This is a genomic window from Cetobacterium sp. (assembly GCF_051653945.1).
Taxonomy (GTDB): Bacteria; Fusobacteriota; Fusobacteriia; order Fusobacteriales; family Fusobacteriaceae; genus Cetobacterium_A.
In genome coordinates, this window is record NZ_JBOFXD010000088.1 from 1 (window position 1) to 20285 (window position 20285).

Annotated in this window: 18 protein-coding genes; 10 read left to right on the forward strand and 8 right to left on the reverse strand. The window is 31.1% G+C overall.

Annotated elements, in window-relative coordinates; translation table 11 throughout:
• The 5 genes from ACRC8M_RS09670 to ACRC8M_RS09690 form a co-directional block, all read right to left on the reverse strand.
• On the reverse strand, positions 1 to 1173 hold a 1173-nt coding region (locus ACRC8M_RS09670), incomplete at its 3' end, for an amino acid permease (protein WP_438528954.1).
• A gap of 109 nt (positions 1174 to 1282) precedes the next feature.
• The gene (locus ACRC8M_RS09675) at positions 1283 to 2794 is read right to left on the reverse strand and encodes a chloride channel protein (protein ID WP_438528955.1); all 1512 of its coding nucleotides are present in this window, start codon (positions 2792 to 2794) and stop codon (positions 1283 to 1285) included.
• Positions 2795 to 2807: 13 nt separating this feature from the next.
• Complete coding sequence (locus ACRC8M_RS09680) at positions 2808 to 3263, reverse strand: threonine/serine exporter family protein (protein WP_438528956.1); 456 nt, start codon at positions 3261 to 3263, stop codon at positions 2808 to 2810.
• Positions 3260 to 4048: a threonine/serine ThrE exporter family protein gene (locus ACRC8M_RS09685; RefSeq protein WP_438528957.1), complete on the reverse strand. Its 789-nt coding sequence runs from the start codon at positions 4046 to 4048 to the stop codon at positions 3260 to 3262. The genes ACRC8M_RS09680 and ACRC8M_RS09685 overlap by 4 nt, the downstream gene beginning before the upstream one ends.
• Before the next feature lie 177 nt (positions 4049 to 4225).
• The gene (locus ACRC8M_RS09690) at positions 4226 to 5518 is read right to left on the reverse strand and encodes an APC family permease (protein WP_438528958.1); all 1293 of its coding nucleotides are present in this window, start codon (positions 5516 to 5518) and stop codon (positions 4226 to 4228) included.
• A 198-nt stretch (positions 5519 to 5716) separates the two neighbouring features.
• On the opposite strand from ACRC8M_RS09690, the gene ACRC8M_RS09695 reads away from it, so the two are divergent.
• From ACRC8M_RS09695 to ACRC8M_RS09740, 10 genes are all read left to right on the forward strand, one after another.
• Positions 5717 to 6448, forward strand: coding sequence for an FMN-binding protein (locus ACRC8M_RS09695; RefSeq protein ID WP_438528959.1), 732 nt, complete (start codon positions 5717 to 5719; stop codon positions 6446 to 6448).
• A gap of 152 nt (positions 6449 to 6600) precedes the next feature.
• The gene (rbsK, locus tag ACRC8M_RS09700; RefSeq protein ID WP_438528960.1) at positions 6601 to 7512 is read left to right on the forward strand and encodes a ribokinase; all 912 of its coding nucleotides are present in this window, start codon (positions 6601 to 6603) and stop codon (positions 7510 to 7512) included.
• A gap of 3 nt (positions 7513 to 7515) precedes the next feature.
• Entirely contained in the window at positions 7516 to 7923 is a 408-nt protein-coding gene (gene rbsD / locus ACRC8M_RS09705) for a D-ribose pyranase (protein ID WP_438528961.1), read from the forward strand.
• The gene (gene rbsA / locus ACRC8M_RS09710; protein ID WP_438528962.1) at positions 7924 to 9414 is read left to right on the forward strand and encodes a ribose ABC transporter ATP-binding protein RbsA; all 1491 of its coding nucleotides are present in this window, start codon (positions 7924 to 7926) and stop codon (positions 9412 to 9414) included.
• Between the two features lie 3 nt (positions 9415 to 9417).
• Positions 9418 to 10344 carry a ribose ABC transporter permease gene (gene rbsC / locus ACRC8M_RS09715; protein WP_256691789.1) on the forward strand — a complete coding sequence of 309 codons (927 nt, stop codon included), beginning with the start codon at positions 9418 to 9420 and terminating at the stop codon, positions 10342 to 10344.
• Positions 10345 to 10367: 23 nt separating this feature from the next.
• Positions 10368 to 11246, forward strand: coding sequence for a ribose ABC transporter substrate-binding protein RbsB (gene rbsB / locus ACRC8M_RS09720; protein WP_438528963.1), 879 nt, complete (start codon positions 10368 to 10370; stop codon positions 11244 to 11246).
• A 126-nt stretch (positions 11247 to 11372) separates the two neighbouring features.
• Positions 11373 to 13442, forward strand: a complete 2070-nt coding sequence (locus ACRC8M_RS09725) for a molybdopterin oxidoreductase family protein (RefSeq protein WP_438528964.1) — start codon at positions 11373 to 11375, stop codon at positions 13440 to 13442.
• A gap of 19 nt (positions 13443 to 13461) precedes the next feature.
• The gene (locus tag ACRC8M_RS09730; protein ID WP_438528965.1) at positions 13462 to 13869 is read left to right on the forward strand and encodes a 4Fe-4S dicluster domain-containing protein; all 408 of its coding nucleotides are present in this window, start codon (positions 13462 to 13464) and stop codon (positions 13867 to 13869) included.
• The gene (locus ACRC8M_RS09735; protein ID WP_438528967.1) at positions 13869 to 15131 is read left to right on the forward strand and encodes an NAD(P)/FAD-dependent oxidoreductase; all 1263 of its coding nucleotides are present in this window, start codon (positions 13869 to 13871) and stop codon (positions 15129 to 15131) included. The genes ACRC8M_RS09730 and ACRC8M_RS09735 overlap by 1 nt, the downstream gene beginning before the upstream one ends.
• A gap of 17 nt (positions 15132 to 15148) precedes the next feature.
• Positions 15149 to 16090 carry a TDT family transporter gene (locus ACRC8M_RS09740; protein WP_438528968.1) on the forward strand — a complete coding sequence of 314 codons (942 nt, stop codon included), beginning with the start codon at positions 15149 to 15151 and terminating at the stop codon, positions 16088 to 16090.
• Between the two features lie 52 nt (positions 16091 to 16142).
• Here ACRC8M_RS09740 and ACRC8M_RS09745 read toward each other — a convergent pair whose 3' ends face one another.
• From ACRC8M_RS09745 to ACRC8M_RS09755, 3 genes are read right to left on the reverse strand one after another with little or no spacing between them, the layout of a single operon-like run.
• Positions 16143 to 16931, reverse strand: coding sequence for an endonuclease/exonuclease/phosphatase family protein (locus ACRC8M_RS09745; RefSeq protein ID WP_438528969.1), 789 nt, complete (start codon positions 16929 to 16931; stop codon positions 16143 to 16145).
• Positions 16932 to 16938: 7 nt separating this feature from the next.
• Positions 16939 to 18576 carry a PTS transporter subunit IIBC gene (locus tag ACRC8M_RS09750; protein WP_438528970.1) on the reverse strand — a complete coding sequence of 546 codons (1638 nt, stop codon included), beginning with the start codon at positions 18574 to 18576 and terminating at the stop codon, positions 16939 to 16941.
• A 22-nt stretch (positions 18577 to 18598) separates the two neighbouring features.
• Positions 18599 to 20248: a glycoside hydrolase family 13 protein gene (locus tag ACRC8M_RS09755; RefSeq protein ID WP_438528971.1), complete on the reverse strand. Its 1650-nt coding sequence runs from the start codon at positions 20246 to 20248 to the stop codon at positions 18599 to 18601.
• Between the last annotated feature and the right edge of the window lie 37 nt (positions 20249 to 20285).

A 20285-nucleotide genomic window follows, 5' to 3' on the forward strand; every position in this document is an offset into this window, starting at 1 on the left:
TAATGTTAAATAACCTATGAATAGTAGGAAGTATGTCATTAAATAGATAACAACTGTTAAAGACATAGCTGTCATGAAGGACATATTATTTCCTCCTCCACCTAATGTTAAAATAATTGCCCAAATAGTTACAATAACACCTTGGAACATTACCAAAGGAACTGGCACATCATTTTTATTAACTTTTTTAAATATTGAAGGTAAAATACCTTTCTGTGCAGCTACATACATAGCTCTTGATGGCCCAACTATCCACGCACTTACTTCAGCCAAAACTCCAAGACCAATAAATGCAGCTATAATTCTAACAATCCAATCTAAGTTGTTCCCATAGTGATTAATTAATATGGCAAAAGTCTGATTAACCCCTGCACTTAAGTTTATCTCATCTACTGGAATAACTGTAGCTATTGATAATCCACCTGCAGAACTTATAACTATAGCTACAATAACTAACATAAGTATCGCTATTGGATATTGTTTTTTAGGGTTAGCCATTTCATTAGCATGAGAAGCTGAAGCCTCCACACCCATATAACTTAAAATAAATGATACTAAGATAACTAGAGAGTTTACATTAGTAAAATCTGGTAAGAATGCTTTCCAGCTAACTTCCATATGAACTGGATTTCCAGCTACAACATAAGCTCCTGCAAGACCAATTAAAATTATTGCTGGTATTACAATACCAAAGATAAATCCAATTCTTGCTATCTTAGCTGTGTATTTAGTACCTCCTAATTGTGAGAATGTTAAAATCCAGAACACAATTAAAATTGAAATAAGTTTTAAATGTGGATTTACATTTAATCCTGGCCAATCAAATAGGTATGATAATGATCCATTGATAAAATATAGCATTGGAATATAGCCAACTGTTATTTCAAAAAACTGATAGAAGATTGCAGCAAATCCCCAACGTTCACCTAAAGATTCAGAAACCCAAGTGAAAACTCCACCAGTTTCCCATCCTGGAATTGTTGCCATTTCAGCTGCACAAAGTGCTACAGGAATAAACCAAAATAATCCTCCAAAAAGTAAAAAGAAAAGCAATGAAAATCCTGAAGTTGCAAAACTCGGATATTCATAAACAGCCATAACCATTGAGGCTGTTATTGTAAAAAATCCAAATAGTGTCAACTGTTTGTTAGTTGTACTAGTACTAGTAGCCATAATCAAACCCTCCTATAAAATATTTTTTATTATTGTCACTCTATTGTTCATTTTCAGTTATCTATTTCCTTCTTAAAAAGTTGTATCTTTTTATATTCTATTTTTTCCTTTAATTTTCTCGAGCTAATGATCTCAAAGAGTCATAAAACTTTTCAATATCTCTTTTCAAAGTAGGAACTCCTATGATGTCATTTTTTTCAATCTCTGTTGTTGAATTAATTTTTATGGACTCCCCTTTTCTCTCAATAGATTTTATTTTAAGATTTCCTGGTAGTTCTAGTTTCCCAATCTCTTCTCCTATCAAATATGATTCACTTCCCACTTCAAAAACTAATTCTACAATCTCCTCATTATCATCCTTTTCAATTAGCGTTTTATATAAGCGATCATATATAGGTTCAACTCCCAATAAGTTACTAATCGTATAGGCTAATCCAGCTACAATTACCATGCTTGGAAGCAGTGTAAAATCCCACGTCATCTCCAGTATCAAAATAATTCCTGTAGCTGGTGATCTAACTACAACCACAAAAGCTGAAGCCATTCCTAAAAATATAAATACACCTAGATTATTAATATCAATCAGATTAAAATATAATAAGATTAAACCAAATAGTTTTCCTGACAAACCTCCAATAACTAAAAGAGGTAAAAATATCCCACCTGGAAATCCAGTAGAATAAGATAATGTAGTAAATAAAAGTTTTAAAATTATAAAAAAGATTAAAGCTCCAATAGAGAGATCATTGACCATTCCCTCTCTTATTAAAAAACTTTCTCCCCCAGCAGTTAAATCTTTATAAAAAATTCCAATTACTATAACCATTAGAGTATAAAAAAATACTTTTATGTACATCGATATTTTTATTTTCCGATTTAATTTTTGAAAATAAATTAAAAGAAAAGAGAAACTCTTCCCAACTAAACTTATAAATATTGCAAAAGCTATACAGATATATAAATATTCAAAATAATTCAAATTTTGAGGATAATTTATAACTATATCTAAATAATCATTTTTTACAAAAAACTTAGCTGCCATATACCCAGAAACTATCGAACCTAAAAAAGAAAAAATTGTCAATCTTGAATTAAAATATTTTTGCAACTCTTCAGCTATAAAAATTGCAGAAGCTAGTGGTGCTGTAAAAGCGGATGATAATCCCGCACCAGCTCCACTCATTATTAAATATTTTCTTTCAACTCTATCAACTTTAAACACTTGAGAGATCGTTTCACCAATAAGAGCTCCCATTTGTACAGAAGGTCCCTCTCTTCCAAGAGAATATCCTGCTGAAATTCCAGAAACGCCACCTAAGAATTTAAAAATTAAACTCTTTATTGGATTCTTTACTTTTATTCTTCCATATATCTGTGCTCTTACTTGGGGGATACCACTTCCTGTAATTAGCGGACTATCCTCTACCATCTTGCCTATTAAAATACCTATAATATATATTCCAATAAAACCTAACATTAAATAGTAGAATGGATTGTTTAAATTAAAAATCAAATCCCTAATATCAGCTGATTTTTCTATTAGCCATCTATACGGTATTGTTATAAGCCCTGTTACAAATCCTGTTACAATAGCTAGTATATAAACCTTTAAAATCCCCATAGTGAAACTCCTCTTACAAATTTTCTTTTGTTTTTTTCTTTATAATATAATAATACACTTGTGAAAATGTTGATACTGTTAAAATCCCAATTGCAATTGATCCTGAAATAATAAAGGTTTCTATTCCTTTTTCTACCGCTTTGGATAGACTATCTTGTACTATATAGTACATTGTATAATAAATTCCTCCACCAGGAACCAAAGGTATCATGCAAGGATATAAAAATGAAACTGTTGGTACTTTCAATCTTCTTGATAAAATTTCAGAATATATTGTTATTGTCGAGGAAGCTGCTGTATAAGATATGAAGTATGTAAACCCTTTTTCACTTAATAAACTATATACTAGCCATCCTATTCCAGCACCAAAACTTCCATATAAATTCTTCACACCTTTTACATTAAATATTATTCCAAAACCATAAGTTGCAATAATCGAAGATATAACCTGAATTATTATTACCTTCATAATAATCCTCCCAATGTTTTTATAATGGATAGAGTTATTCCAGATCCTATAGCTAAAGCGGTTCCTACCATAAAGGCTTCCACTCCTCTTGCAATTCCTGAAACTAAATCTCCTGTTATTAAATCTCTAATCGAATTTGTGAATGCAATTCCAGGTACTAACAACATCAATGTTGAAATTATAGTTACTGAAATTTCTGGAATTATTCCAAATAAAAAACATATATATGCTGAGAAGGAGCAAACCATACCACCAACTAAATTTAAAAAAAATTTATTTATCATTAATTTTGCAGCAAAGTATCCTAAAAATGATATTGAAATAGCTCCGATAACTGAAGCGATACAGCTACCTCTATCTCCGCCAAAATAGTAAGCAAAAGCTCCTGCTGCAATACAATTTCCTAATAGTACATAAAGAAAACCATATGCTTTTTCATCATCAATCTCTTTTACTTTTTCAAGAAACTCTTTAAAAGTATAACTATCTATATCTCTTACTAACGAGCTAAGTTTAGAAATTTTTTCTACATTTATAGTTCTCATCCTTATCTTTTCTATATTTGTAAAAAATCTTCTTTCTCTTCCTCTTATTGTTGTTAGAATACTAGATAAAACTGCAAATGAATTTGACTCAAGACCGTAGTGATTACATATTTTATCTACCATATCCTCTGCTCTATAAGTTTCACCACCAGATTCCAATATCAATTTACCTACATAACTTGCTAGATATAAAATGTCATTTTCATTGATAACTATTAAATCCTCCCTAAGATTATCCATATATATCTCTCCCAATTGTTTATTTAAATATTCAGATTCCCCAATCATTTTCCTTGAAATTTTGTATCTTTTTAAATTTTTGTACATTTTTTTTTACAAAATAAAAAAGAAATCTCAAAAACAAAATTTAAATAGACATAAAAAAATAGGGAGGATGCAAATATATCCTCCCTATTTTTATTGTTTCTCCATCTGCTTTTTGGCATAAGTTACATACAAGATTGCACCAACTATAAATCCTATTATAATAAACAATAGATTTTCATGAGATGATTGACTTAATAACCATATTGATAATATTATAGCTATTACTGGAATAATTGGTCCTAAAGGAATTTTATATTGTGCTTTTAACTTTCTTTTTCTGAAAACTAATACAGACCCTGCTGTAGATATAAACTCAATTAAACGAGCTATAACTGTAAGACTTGCTAAAAAAATAAAATCTCCATAAAGAGCTAGGCTAACAGTTATTGCTGTTGTTAATAAAATTGCAAATCCTGCCGTTCCAAATCTACCTTTTTTATTAAAAACCTCTGGTACATATTTACTGTCTGCTAAGGCTTGAATCGATCTTGGTGCAATAAAAGATAATGCTATTGTTATTCCTCCAATAGAAACTAACGTGGCTATTGTTATAAATAAAAAACCAGAACTTCCAAATATTGCTGCTGTTGCTGAAGCTATAGGAACTGAGGTTATTCCTAGTTTAGGACCCAATAGCCCTATACATATTACCATAACCATTAAATAGAAAATGGAACAAAATATCATAACCCATATTATAGCTTTAGGTAGATTTTTTGTTGGGTTTTGCATATCCTCTGCTGCTACTGCTAATAAATCAAATCCAGTAAATGCGTAAAATATAACTAACGTTGCAACTCCTAAATTTCCAGTTGAAAGACCAAGCTCTATTTTAGGAATCAATGGGAAAAAGTCTGATCCTTTTATAAAAAATATTCCTACAAGAACAAATAATATTAAAGGTAGCAATTTACTTACTGTTATAAGATTATTAAGTATTTTTGAGAATTTAACTCCTAAGTAATTTAATACTCCTAAAAAAATTCCTATGGCTATAACAAAAATTTTATTATAATAAGGGTCAATAGCTATGGGGTATATTCCGCCAAGTGCCGTTAAAAAACCTTGAATCTCTGCTGACCAACTCACAATACCTATAAACCAAGCAAAAATTCCAATCTCAAACCCTATAAAATTTCCGTATGCCTCTTTTGCATATACAAATGATGAGCCATTTTTATCAAAGATACTTGCTGTTTCAGCAAAACAAAGTGCTAAAAACAGTGCTAAAACAGCGTTTATCAAAATTACTATCAAACTAGCCAATCCTACATCAGCATAAGCTTTATTTGGTAAAAGAAAAATTCCTGATCCAATTATTGAGTTTATCCCTAAGAAGAAAATACTCCAAAATCCAAGCTTACTACTCTTTAAATCATCCATTTGGAAACCTCCTTCTCCGCATAAACTTTTCCTCTATGCAACATAAAACTCCTCCTGTATTTAATTATTTTTATGCTACATTATTCTCTTTATTTTAAATAAATCCTTTAGAAAAAAATTTTTTCTTGTTTTTTCAAAAAAAATAAGGTATATAAATACTACTTAGTAACTAATCTATTTTCAAAAGGAGTGATTTTAATGATAAAAAAATGGTTACCTCTATCTCTTTCAGCACTTTTACTTTGTGGATCAATTACATCTTTTGCAGCTGAAACTAAACTCTATCAAGGTTTAGGACACTCAACAAATTTTAGAGTTGGTCCTGGTAAAGATAGTGAGGGACAGCAGGTTTACAGTTTTAACTATGTGGATGCAGCTGTGCTTTTTGATGCTAATGGAAAAATTATAAATGCTGTAGTTGACGCCTTAGAAGTCAGTACACCAAATTACGACGGCGAAAGTATGCCTCACTTTTCAGGATGGCCTGAAACTGAAGGGCATAATTTAGCTGACCATAAAACTAAAAAAGTTATTGGAAAAACAGAAAATACTCCTGCTAATATTGCCCATGAAGTTGATAACTGGAAAACTAAAAGAGAGCGTGGAGCTAGCTACGGAATGAATCCTAGAAATGAATGGGATAAACAAATGGATTTTTTCCAAGAAAAATTTAAAGGTAAAACAGTTGATGAATTAGAACTTATTTTCACAAAACTATATTCTGATGTAAATGGTAGACCACTTAAGAAAAGTAGTAACAATGAAAAAGATAAAGAAAAGTATAATAAATTAACTGACGCTGAAAAAAAAGAGGTTGCTGATATAACTGCTGGAGCCACAATGAGTTTAAGAGATAGTCATGGCGACATTTTAAGTGCACTTAAAAATGCATATAAAAACCGTGTTGAGGTGGCTATTCCAACTAAATAATCCTAAAGAATGCTGAAACTTTTCACAAAGTTTCAGTTTTTATTTTATTGACATTACTTTTTTAGTGTGCTAAATTAAAAGTATCGAGTATTTTTTAAACTTATTGTGTACACTATTTAGTCACATTAATTATTTTTTAAGGAGATTTTAAAATGAAAAAAATTGTTGTTGTTGGAAGCATTAACATGGATTTAGTTACAATTTGCGAAAGAGCACCTCGTGGTGGAGAAACTCTTTTAGGTAAAAAATTCATGCAAATCCCTGGTGGAAAAGGAGCTAACCAAGCTGTTGCTATGGGGAAGATGGAATCTCCAGTTTCTATGCTAGGAAAAATAGGAAAAGAGGGAATGGGAAAGATTCTTCTAGATTCTATGAAAAAAGATGGAGTGGATGTTTCTAACATAGAATATTGTGATGAAGCTACTGGTATTGCTAAAATTATAGTAGAGGATAATGGACAAAATAGAATTATTGTTGTTCCTGGAGCTAACTATGAGGTAGATAACTCTTATATAGATAGACATTTAGATACTATTAAAAATTGTGATATTCTTGTTACTCAACTTGAAATCCCAATGGAAACAGTTAAATATTCATTAAAAAAAGCTAAAGAGCTTGGAAAAATAACTATTTTAAATCCAGCTCCTGCTAATAAATTAGATGAAGAGATTATTTCAAATTCTGATTATATAATTCCTAATGAAACAGAGTTAGAGATTTTATCGGGAATACCTGTTACTGACGAAGAAAGTGTTATAAAGGCTGCTAACATCCTTTTAGACAAAGGTGTTAAAGGACTTATCGTCACTTTAGGAAGCAAAGGATGTATGTTTATAAGTAAAACAGAGAGAAAATCATTCCCAGCTTACAAAGTTAAGGCTATTGATACAACTGCTGCTGGAGATAGTTTCATTGGTGGTTTTGTAAATGGACTTGCTTCTGGTTTAACTTTTGAAGAAGCTATTGATAGAGGAACTAAAGTTGCTGCTATATCTGTTACTAGAATTGGTGCTCAAACATCGATACCAACTCTTGAAGAAGTATTAAATTTTAAAGGAGAATAGATTATGAAAAAAGGAAAACTTTTAAATAGTGAACTTTCTTATGAGATTGCTAAAATAGGTCATACATCTCATATTACACTTTGTGATGCTGGACTTCCATTTCCAAAAGGTGTTAAAAGAATAGATTTAGCTATTGAAGCTGGATATCCTAGCTTTATAAAAACTTTAGATGCAATTTTAAGTGAAATGATGGTTGAAGAGATTGTTTTAGCTTCTGAAATTAAAACTATTAACCCTAAAGTTTACAACGAAATTTTAGAAACTTTCCAAAAAAATGGAATGAACCCTAAAGTTGTTGAAGTTTCTCATACAGAGTTTAAAGAGATTACAAGAGAAAGTGAAGCGATTGTTAGAACTGGAGAATGTACTCCATATGCAAATATTATTTTAAAGTCAGGAGTAGTTTTCTAAATGAATAAAGAGATTGTTTTACAAATGAAAGATATCTGTAAATCTTTCCCAGGTGTAAAAGCCCTAGATGGTGCTTGTTTAAACGCTTATAAAGGAAGAGTTATGGCTTTAATGGGAGAAAATGGTGCTGGAAAGTCAACACTTATGAAAATAATGACTGGAATCTATAGTAAAGATTCAGGAACTGTTTTCTATCATGGACATGAAGTTACTTTTAAAGGAACTAAAGATTCTCAAGAAGCTGGTATTGCTATTATTCATCAGGAGTTGAATCTAATTCAACATATGAGTATAACTGAGAATATATTTTTAGGAAGAGAACTTACAAATAGTTTTGGAAAAATAGATTGGACTCTTATGCATAGAGAAGCTAGATCTATTTTAGATCTTCTTAATGTTGAAGACAGTGAAAAAACTTTAATAAAAGATTTAACAATAGGTAAGATGCAAATGGTTGAAATTGCAAAAGCTCTTTCACAAAACGCTAAACTTATTGTTATGGATGAACCTACAGATGCATTAACTGATAAGGAAACTGAAAGTCTTTTCAAAGTTATTAAAGAGCTTACATCAGAAGGAAAAAGTATTATTTACATATCTCATAGATTAAAAGAGATTCCCGCTATTTGTGATGATATAACTGTTTTAAGAGATGGGAAGTTTATCTCTGAAGCTGAAGTTAAAGATATTGACGAAAACTATATTATTGAAAAAATGGTTGGAAGAACTTTAAGTGAGCAGTTCCCAAATGTTTCTGTAGCTCCTGGAGCTGAGGTTTTAAAAGTTGAAAATCTTTGTGGTAAATATGTTATAGATGCCTCTTTCACTTTAAAAAAGGGAGAGATTTTAGGTATTGCTGGTCTTATGGGTGCTGGAAGAAGTGAACTTGTAAAAACTATATATGGATATTATAAAAAATCCTCTGGAAAAGTTTTTATGGAGGGACAGGAGGTTTCTATTGACTCTCCTGAATCTGGTGTAAATCATGGAATCGCCTACGTTTCAGAAGACAGAAAAGGAGATGGACTTGTATTAGGATTAAGTGTTAAAGAAAATATGACTCTTTCATCTTTAAAATTCTTTTCAAGTAGATTAGGTTTAAATAAAAATGCTGAAAACAAATCTGTTGATGAATATATTGAAAAATTTGGAGTAAAAACTCCTTCACCTAATCAAATTATTAAAAACTTAAGTGGTGGAAACCAACAAAAAGTAGCTATTGCAAAAGCTCTTTTAACTAATCCTAAAATTCTGATTTTAGATGAACCAACTAGAGGAGTAGATGTTGGTGCTAAAAAAGAGATCTATGATGTTATTAACGAGCTAAAGAAAAAAGGTCTTAGTATTATTATGATATCTTCTGAAATGCCAGAAGTAATGGGACTAAGTGATAGAATTATGGTTATCCATGAACACAAAATAAGTGGAACTCTATCTAAAGATGAGTTCACTCAAGAAAAAATAATGAGATATGCAGTAGGAGTTGAATAAATAATGTTAAAAAAAATATATAACAATAAGCCTCTAATTGGTTTAATTGTTTTCTCTATAATAGTTTCTTTTTTAAACCCAAGGTTTTTATCAGTTAATAATATCTTAAACGTTTTAAGACAAACGTCTATAAATTCAGTTATCGCTATTGGAATGACTTTAGTTATTTTAACTGGTGGAATCGATCTTTCTGTTGGTTCTATTTTAGCTTTAACTGGAGCTTTTGGAGCAAGTTTAATAGCTAATGGTGTAAATCCAATTTTGGCTATTGTTATTGCTATTGTTATTGGTGGACTTTTTGGAATTTTTAACGGTTTACTTATATCATATGCTAAACTTCAACCTTTCATAGTTACTTTAGTTACTATGACTCTTTTAAGGGGAGCCACTTTAGTTTTCACTGATGGTAAGCCAATCCCTGTAAGAGATGGTGGAGATTTCTTTGATAATATTGGTGGAGGTTACTTCTTTGATATTCCTATCCCGATATATATTATGATTGCTCTTTTCATCGCTGGATACTATATACTAAATAATATTAAATTTGGTAGATATATCTATGCTATTGGTGGAAATGAAGAGGCTACTAAACTTTCAGGAGTAAATACATCTAAATATAAAACTTTAGTTTATGGTGTTTGTGGAGCTCTTTCAGCTTTAGCTGGAGTTATCGTAACTTCTAGACTTGGTTCGGCTCAACCTACTGCTGGATCTGGATATGAACTTGATGCTATCGCTGCAGTTGTTTTAGGTGGAACATCTCTTGCTGGTGGAGTTGGAACTATTGCAGGAACTGCTCTTGGGGCAATTATTATTGGTGTTTTAGGAAATGCTTTAAACCTTTTAAATGTATCATCTTACTATCAGATGATGGTTAAAGCTTTAGTAATTCTTATTGCTGTTTTAATTGATAAAAAATCTTCTAAATAAATTTTATGGGTGGTGTAATAATTATGAAAAACAAATTAAGATTTTTAGGACTTATGGTTCTTGCTTTAGGTATGGGGACAATTGCTGAAGCTGCTAAAGTAGGATTAGTTGTTTCTACACAAGATAATCCTTTCTTTGTTACTTTAAAAGAGGGAGCTGTTTCTAAAGCAAAAGAGATGGGGCATGAGATTGTTGTTTTAGATTCTCAAAATGATCCTTCTAAAGAGTTAGGAAATGTTGAAGATTTACTTATTAAAGGTATAGATGTTCTTTTAATAAATCCAACTGATTCTGACGCTGTTGTATCAGCTGTTAAAGCTGCTAACCGTAATAAAGTTCCAGTAATAACTTTAGATAGAGCATCTAATGGTGGAAAAGTAGTTACTCATATCGCTTCTGATAACGTAGCTGGTGGAGAATTAGCTGGAAACTTCATAGTTGAAAAATTAAATGGAAAAAATAATAAAGTTGTAGAGTTAGAAGGAATCCCTGGTACAACTGCTGCTCGTGATAGAGGAGAAGGATTTAACAAGGCTGCTCAGAATAAATTAGATATAGTTGCAAAACAAGCTGCTGACTTTGACAGAACTAAAGGACTTAATGTTATGGAAAATATTTTACAAGCACAACCTGAAGTTAATGCTGTTTTTGCTCATAATGATGAGATGGCCCTTGGAGCTCTAAAAGCTATTGAAGCATCTGGAAAAACTGATGTTATAATCGTTGGTTTTGATGCCACTGAAGATGCAGTGAAAGCTGTTAAAGAGGGTAAACTTGCTGCAACTGTTGCTCAAAAACCAGCAGAGATTGGTGCTAAAGGAATTGAAGCAGCTGATAAAATTGTAAAAAAGGAAACAGTTCCACAGTTTATTCCTGTTGAGCTAGAACTTGTAACACAATAGTTTTTAAGCATTTTTAGAATTAATTTTAACCTTTTTTATAGTAGTGTGATTAAAATCACACTACTATTTTTTATTAATAAGTATTATAATATGTATATAATACTTGTATACCAAGGAGGAGAGAATATGAATAAAATTCAAACAACTTGCAACTACTGTTCATTAGCATGTAACATGGATTTCTACGTTGAAGACAATAAAATTAAAAAAGTTATTCCCACTGAAAAATATCCTGTAAACAAAGGATTTAGTTGTATCAAAGGTTTAAATCTAGATAAACAACTTACATCAGCTGATTTTCCTAAAAATCCCCTATTAAAAACTGAAAATGGAAGAGAGGAGATTTCATGGGAAAAAGCATATAATTTTTTTAGTGATAAGTTAAAGGATATCGTTGAAAAACATGGAAAAGAAAGTGTAGCTTGTATAAGCACTGGTCAACTAGCTTTAGAAGAAATGGCTTTAGTTGGTCACGTTTTTAGAAACTTTGTAGGTGGACAACTGGATGGAAATACTAGACTTTGTATGGCTACGTCTGTGGTTGCACATAAACAAAGTTTTGGATTTGATGCCCCTCCTTATACACTAAATGATTTAGAACTTTCTGATACTATTATTTTTACTGGAGCTAATCCTGTAGTAGCTCACCCCATCATTTGGGATAGAGTTAGAAAAAATAAAAATAAGAAAGTTATTGTTATAGATGTTAGAAAAAGTGAAACAGCTCAAAATGCTGACTATTTCTTCTGTATAAAACCTAAAAGTGATATTGTTTTATACTATACTATTGCTAACTATTTAATTGAAAACAACTGGATTGACAACAGTTATATTGAAAAATATTCAGAAAATTTTGATACCTTTAAAGAGCATGTTTCAAAATTCTCTATTGATGATATAGAGGAAAAAGTAGGAATAACTAAAGATGAGTTTTTAACTTTAGCTAAACTTATCCATGAAGGAGATGCTGTTTCTTTCTGGTGGACTATGGGAATAAATCAAAGTTACCAAGCTGTTAGGACTGCTCAAAGTATAATCAACTTGGCTGTTATGACTGGAAATATAGGTAGAGCAGGAACTGGTGCAAACTCTATCACAGGACAATGTAATGCTATGGGATCTCGTCTTTTTAGTAATACAACTGGATTATATGGTGGTGGAGAATACGCTGATGAGGTTAAGAGAAAGATTGTTGGAGATGCTTTAGGATTAGATCCAGCTATTTTCCCAACAAAACCTACACTTCCTTATAATGTTATCATTGAAAAAATAATCACTGGAGAGATAAAAGCACTTTGGATTCTTTGTACAAACCCTAGACACTCATGGATTAACAATACTCAATTCCAAGAAGCTGTGGAAAATTTAGACCTTTTTGTTGTTCAAGATCTATATCCAAATACTGATAGTTCTGAACTTGCTGACCTTTTCCTACCAGTAGTTTCTGGAATCGAAAAAGAGGGAACACTTATTAATACAGAGAGAAGAATATCTAAATTAAATCCTGTTATTCCTAAACCTGAAGGATCTTTTAGTGATTTTGAAGTTATATACAATATTGGAAAAGCTTTGGGTATGGGAAAACTTTTAGACGGATGGGAAACTCCTGAAGCAGTTTTCAATAAAATGGTTAAAGTTACAAAGGATACTCCTTGTGATATGACTGGAGTTACTTATAAACTTTTAGAAAATGGGTATGGTGTTCAGTGGCCATTTAAAGAGGGAGAAACTTTAGTTGACAATGAAAGAAGACTATTTGAAAATGGAGAGTACTATACACCAAGTAAAAAAGTTAAATTTGTATTTGAAGATGTAGCGGAAAATCCTGTTCCTACAAATGAAACTTATCCATATGTTCTAAATACTGGAAGAGGAACTGTTGGACAGTGGCATACTCAAACTAGAACAAAAGAGATTGCATATGTTAATGACTCAACTTCAGATAACTCATATATCTATATCTCTAAGACTCTTGGTGAAGAGTTAGGTATTGAGTCACAAGATGAAGTTTTAGTTAAATCTATAAATGGTAGAAGTAGTAAATTCTTAGCATTGACTACAGATACTCTGCCACATGATGTCTTATATGCACCTATTCACTATATAGAAACAAATAATTTAACGCTTTCTATATATGATCCATACTCTAAGGAGCCTTCATACAAATACGCTCCAGTTTCTATTGAAAAAATCTAAAAGTAAAGGAGAGATTAAATTGAAAAGAATAAAAATAGATAGAAGTAAATGTATCGGTTGCTTAACTTGTGTTAGTGCCTGCTTAGTTTCTCACGATTCTGCTGACTCTAGGAATAGAGTCGTTTTAAGCAGTGATTTTAAATTTTCTCCAATATTTTGTAGAAATTGTGATCTTCCTGAATGTGTTTATACTTGTATGAGTGGAGCTATGAGAAAAGATTCTGAAACGGGATATGTCACTTATGATAAAAACAGATGTGCTAGTTGTTATATGTGCATAATGGCATGTCCATACGGAACTTTAAAAGAGGATAAAGCAACTAAAAAAGAGATTATGAAATGTGATATGTGTAGTCATGATCCTGATGGACCGCAATGTGTTGCTAAATGTCCTATGGCTGCAATTACTCTTGAGGAGGTAAAATAATGAAATATGTTATAATTGGTGCTTCTGCAGCTGGAATTAATGGAGCAGAAAACTTAAGAGCTTTAGATAAAAATGCAGATATTACACTGATCTCTAAAGATACTGATATCTACTCTAGATGTATCCTTCATCACTATATTGGAGGAATGAGAGATATTGATGGTATCAATTTTGTAGATAAAGATTTCTTTGAAAAAAACAGTATTAACTGGCTCAAAGGAAGAGAGGTTATCTCTTTAAATGAAAATGAAAAAACTATCACTTTAGATAATAATGAAGTTGTTTCATATGATAAAGTTTTAATCGCCTCTGGATCTAGACCATTTTTCCCACCTATTGAGAATATAAATGGCAAAGAAAATGTTGTGGGGTTAAAATCTTTAGATGACTGCAATAAAATTATAGAGATTTCTAAAAAAGCAAAAAATATTGTTGTAATTGGTGCTGGTTTAATTGGTATGGATGCAATCTGTGGACTAATTCATAATAAGAATGTTCATGCTAATCTCTCTTTAATTGAGATGTCTGATAGATTACTCCCATTACAACTTGATAAAGAAGCGTCTATAACTTACGAAAAAAAATTAGTTGAGCAGGGTGTGAAACTATTCTTTGATTCAAAAGTTACAAAACTAAATGTAAATCCAAGAAATCCTAACCTGATTAACTCTTTAAGTTTATTAGATGAGGGTAGAGATGTTGAGCTTCTAGCAGATTTAGTTATTGTTTGTGCTGGAGTAAAACCCAATGTGGAGTTTTTAGAAAATACATCAATAGAGTACAATAAAATTGGTCTTCTTTTTAACGAAAAAGGTGAAACTAATGTCAAAGATGTGTATGGAGCTGGAGATGTTAGTGGCAATGGTACCATTTGGTCGGTTGCAGTAAAAGAGGGAATTGCTGCCACTTCAAATATGGCAGGAAAAACTAGAGTTATGGATGATTTTTTCTTTGCTAAATCAACTATGAACTTCTTTGATATTCCAACTTTATCTTTAGGTTGTTTACACATCTATGAAAAAACAGAGGGAATGATCATTGATTCTCTCAGAGAAAGAGATGGTGTCTACAAAAAAATTGCTCATAAAGATGGAAAAATCTATGGAGCTATTATTCAGGGAGATCTTTCATACACAGGTGTTTTAACACAGTTAATCAGACTTAATATTGATATCTCAAAAATTAAAAAATCAATTTTTAAAATTGATTACTCTGATTTCTTCAATATAAATTCTGAACTTGAGTTTGAGTATAAAAAATAAAATACAAGGAGATTATAATGATTAAAGAGACAATTGATAGGTTAGAGCGTTTTCCCGTTGGGGCTATTGCTACAACCGTTGGGGCATGCACTCTTGCCAATGCCTTTTTATTACTAAATTTTACTTACCTTAGAAACATTTTCATGATTATTGGTATTATAGTATTTATTTTAGCAACTATAAAGATTTTTAAACATAAAGAGGCCTTTCTAGCTGAGTATAGCAACACTATTCCTGCTAGTTTATATGGTACATACTCTATGTTAGCCATGATTATTGGAGCATTTTTACTTCCATACAGTCCTTTTTTAGGAAAAAATCTTTGGCTTTTCGGTATATTTTTTCATGCTTTTGCTATTTGTATCTTTACTTATAGAAATGTTATTAAAAACTTTAACATCGATACCTTTGTTCCAAGTTGGTTTGTAACTTATAACGGAATTATGGTTTCTATTGTTGTAGGTGGAGCTATGGATGAACCTGTTATTTCCAAATGGGTTTTAATCTATGGGGTAACTGTATTTTTCACAATAATTCCTTTTATGATTAGAAGATTGATTATAAAACCTTTACCTGATATGGTTTATCATACAAAAGCCATATTGTTAGCACCATCAAGTCTTTGTGCTATTGGTTACTTAAATGTAGTTAAAGAACCTAAAATATATGTTGCATTCTTCTTATACGGAATTGTTTTTGTAACACTTATTTCAATACTTTTAAGTATTCCTAAATTCTTTAGCTTTAACTTCCACCCTGGTTTTGCAGGAACTACCTTCCCTATGGCAGTTGGAACTGTAGCTTCTTTTAGAATGAGTGCTTACTTAGCTAGTATAAATCTACTAGAATACTCTAACGTTGTTAGAAATATTGCTGGTATTCAACTTTATATTACAACAGGAATCATAGTATTCGTTTTCTATAATTTCTTAAAAAAAGTTAAGCCTTCAGCTAAATAAAAAAGTAAATAGAGAAAGGATTGAACTACTCATTAGTTCAATCCTTTTATTTTTATATCTCTATAGCTACCCCAAAGTGATCTGATATAATCTCTTTATTCTTTCCATTAAAAATAACTTCACTGGATTTTATTTCACTCTCACTATTTGTAAAAATAAAATCTATTCTTTTAGGATTACTGCATTTCCCCTCCCAACCAGCAATAACACCTGGTACAGTTATCCCCTCATCTTTTTTTACAGCTTCTAAATATGTATCTTTAACTCCTTTTGTCAATAAATAGTCATATCCCTCTCCTCTAATATTAGCATCATTATTAAAATCTCCCATTAAAAAGTATATGTTTCCCCTTTTATTAGCAAAATCTATTAATTCATCTAATTGTTCTTCAAAAGGATTATCTCTATCTTTCCACCATCCCATGTGGCAACTATAAAAATCTATTATGATATCTCCAACTAATTTAGATATCATTGTAAATTTTCTTGTTTTCCAAAAGTTTGTATCTTTAGTTTTTCCTATAAACTCCCCTAAACTTTCTTTTAACTCCCCTTTAAAAAGAATCCCAGTTCCTTCGTGAAAAACATCGTATCCTATATGATGATAATCCCAACGGTAGCTATACTCAACCCCTAATTTTTTTAGCTCCTTACACAGAATATCTATAAAATTTCCCTCTCTTATATCATCATATAAAATCTTGTCTTCTATCAATTGATTTACCTCTTGTAAAGCAACTACCTCATAATTCTCCTCAAATATTGTCTTAGCCAGATACTTCATTTTCTCCAATTGATCTTTCTCTTGCCAAGAGTGACAGTTTAGTGTTAATAGTTTCATTTAAAATTTATCTCCCTAATATATCAATTATTTTACATTTTAGTATATCTGCTTTAGGTCCATATATAGCCTGAACTCCACAATCTTTTATTATTAGTCCTATAGAGCCAGTTTTTTTCCACATATTTTTATCTCCTACTACATCTGCATCTTTTACAGTAACTCTAAGTCTTGTCATACATGCATCTACATCAACTATATTTTCACTTCCACCAAGAAGCTCAATTATTCTAACTGGAATCTCCTCTTGTTTACCAGTTGTTTTTACTTTTTCATCACTGCTATCTTCCTCTTCATCAATATAATTTCCTCTTCTTCCAGGAGTTGGTAAATCATATTTTTTTATAATTACATTGAACAGCCAGTAGTTTGCAAAGAAAAATCCTCCACTTACTATTACAAAGTTTATTAAATCCTTATACAGTCCTGCTTTCATCATTAAAGGTATACGAGAAAGTAGTTCTAAGAACCCGAAAGAGTGAACTCTTAAAGAGATTATATCCACTAAAGCAAAAGCAAGTCCTGTTAAAATTGCATAAGCTACATATAAAACTGGTGCCACAAACATAAACATAAATTCAATTGGCTCTGTTACTCCTGTTAAAAATACAGCTAGCATCGACGATATAAATATTGTTTTATATTGTGTTTTTTTATCGCTATCAACATTATTTAACATAGCTAGCCCAATTCCTAAAAGAGAAGCTGTTGATAATATCACTTGACCAGCCTTAAATCTAGCTGGAACAACTGTATCTAAAAGATTTTTATATCCCGTCATATCTCCTGCTGCTTTTAAGTTATTTAAATCAGTTATCCAAGCTAACCAGATTGGATCTTGTCCTGCAATTGTACTTCCCACTGCAGTTCCTGTTAAAACTTGGTATGTTCCACCTAGTTCTGTATAATTCATAGGAATTGTCAACATATGATGTAATCCAAATGGCAATAACAACCTCTCTAAAGCTCCATATATAAATGGTGCTATTACTGGTGCTGTATTTCTAGAAGTTGCAATCCATTCACCAAAGCTATTCAGTCCCCACTGAACAAAAGGCCAGATTAAAGATAAAACAGTAGCCATAACAAATGATCCAAATATTACTACAAATGGTACAAATCTTTTTCCATTAAAGAATGCTAAAGACTTTGGTAGTTTATCAAAAGTTTGATATTTATTAAACAGTACTGCTCCTAAGAATCCCGAAAGTATTCCTACGAAAACTCCCATATTTAAAGCTGGAGCTCCCATAACCATTGTAAAATAATTTTTTACTAATAGTTCTTGTCCTGTTAGTGATGTAATAACCGCTTCAGAATTATTTAACATCGCTCCATTTATTCCAAATATAGCCCCCGTTATTCTATTTGTCAATATAAAAGCTATCACTCCTGCAAAAGCTCCACCAGCTTTTTCTTTTGCCCACGAACCACCAATTGCTGCTGCAAAAAGTATATTTAAATTTACAATTACTCCCCATCCCATATCCTCTATAATTCTTCCAATCATAGATAATCCACTTGTTCCAAGAAGTTTACCAATAGAAACCATAAGTCCTGCTGCAGGCATCACTGCTATTACAACAATTAAAGCTTTTCCTAATTTTTGCCAAAAATCAAATGATATTAAACTTTTCTTTTTCATTTTAATTTCTCCCCTATATATATTAAATTTTATATACTACACTTTCAAACGGTCTAACTACAAACTCCTTTAAATCTTTTTCTATAATTTTATAATTTGATAGCACTATATCCTCATTTTTTATATTAAATTCTGACAGATTTAATTTTTTTTCATTTTCACTTAGGTTTGATAAAATAAGATATCTTTCATTATCCAGTTCTCTCAAATAAGCAAATATATGTTTATCATCTTCTAAAACTAATTTAAACTCTCCGTGAGTTAAAGTTTTACTGTTTTTCTTTAAAGATATCAATTTTTTGTAGTGATTATATATTGAATTTTCATCTTTAATTTGACTTTGCACATTTATATTTTTGTAGTTACTATTTACTTTTAACCACGGGTTTCCTGTTGTAAATCCAGCATTTAAACTATCATTCCACTGCATAGGAGTTCTAGCATTATCTCTAGATGTGTTGGATAAAATCTCTAAAACTTTTTTTTCACACATCCCTGCTTCTAATTTTTCTTTTCCCTCATTCACACTTTTTACATCTTGAAACTCTGAAAGAGAGTTAAAAACTGTATTTGTCATTCCAATCTCTTGTCCTTGATAGATGAATGGAGTTCCTTTTTGTAAAAAATATGTTGTTGCAAAAGATTTTGCTGATTCTAACCAGTACTCCCCATCATTACCCCATGTTGATGTACTTCTTGGAATGTCATGATTTTCAATGAAAAGTGCATTCCACCCTCTGTTTTCTAGAGCTACTTGCCATTTATTTAAAACATCTTTATAGGCTTTTGGACAAAACTCAGTATCTCCTTCATAATCCCATAACTTTAGATGTTCAAATTGAAATATCATATTGAATTTTCCATTTTCACTCCCAACCCATTCATCAGCGTTTTTAGCATCTACCCCGTTGGCTTCTCCAACAGTTACTATATCATATTTTGCAAAAGTTTCCTCTTTTAATTCTTTTAGATATTTTTGAATTCCATCTATATTCATATGCATGTCAAAAGAATCTACATATTTTTTTCCATCAGGATTTGGCATATCAGGGAATCCATCAACTTTTTTAATATGACTTATAGCATCAACTCTAAATCCATCAATTCCTTTATCTAACCACCAGTTCATCATATTATAAATCTCTTTTCTCATCTCTTCATTTTCCCAATTTAAATCAGGTTGTTTTTTAGAAAAAAGATGTAAATAGTATTCATCTGTTTTTTCACACTTTTCCCAAGCTGATCCTTTGAAAATACTTTCCCAGTTATTTGGTTCTTCATTATCTTTTCCCTCTCTCCAGATGTACCAATCTCTCTTAGGACTATCTTTTGACTCTCTTGCTTCAACAAACCATGGATGTTCATCACTTGTATGGTTTATTACAAGATCTATTATTAGTTTCATTCCTCTTTTATGAGTTTCTGATAAAAGATTGTCAAAATCCTCCATAGTTCCAAACTCCTCTAAAATATCTCTATAGTCACTTATATCATAACCATTATCATCATTTGGACTTTTAAAAAATGGGGAAACCCAAATAAGATCTATCCCTAAATCTTTTAAATAATCTAATTTCTCTATTATTCCTTTTAAGTCTCCTACTCCATCTCCATTGGAATCTTTAAAACTTCTCGGATAAATCTGATATCCCACTAACTCTTTCCACCACATTTTAATCTCTCCTTAATATATCTTTAGAATGGTAAAC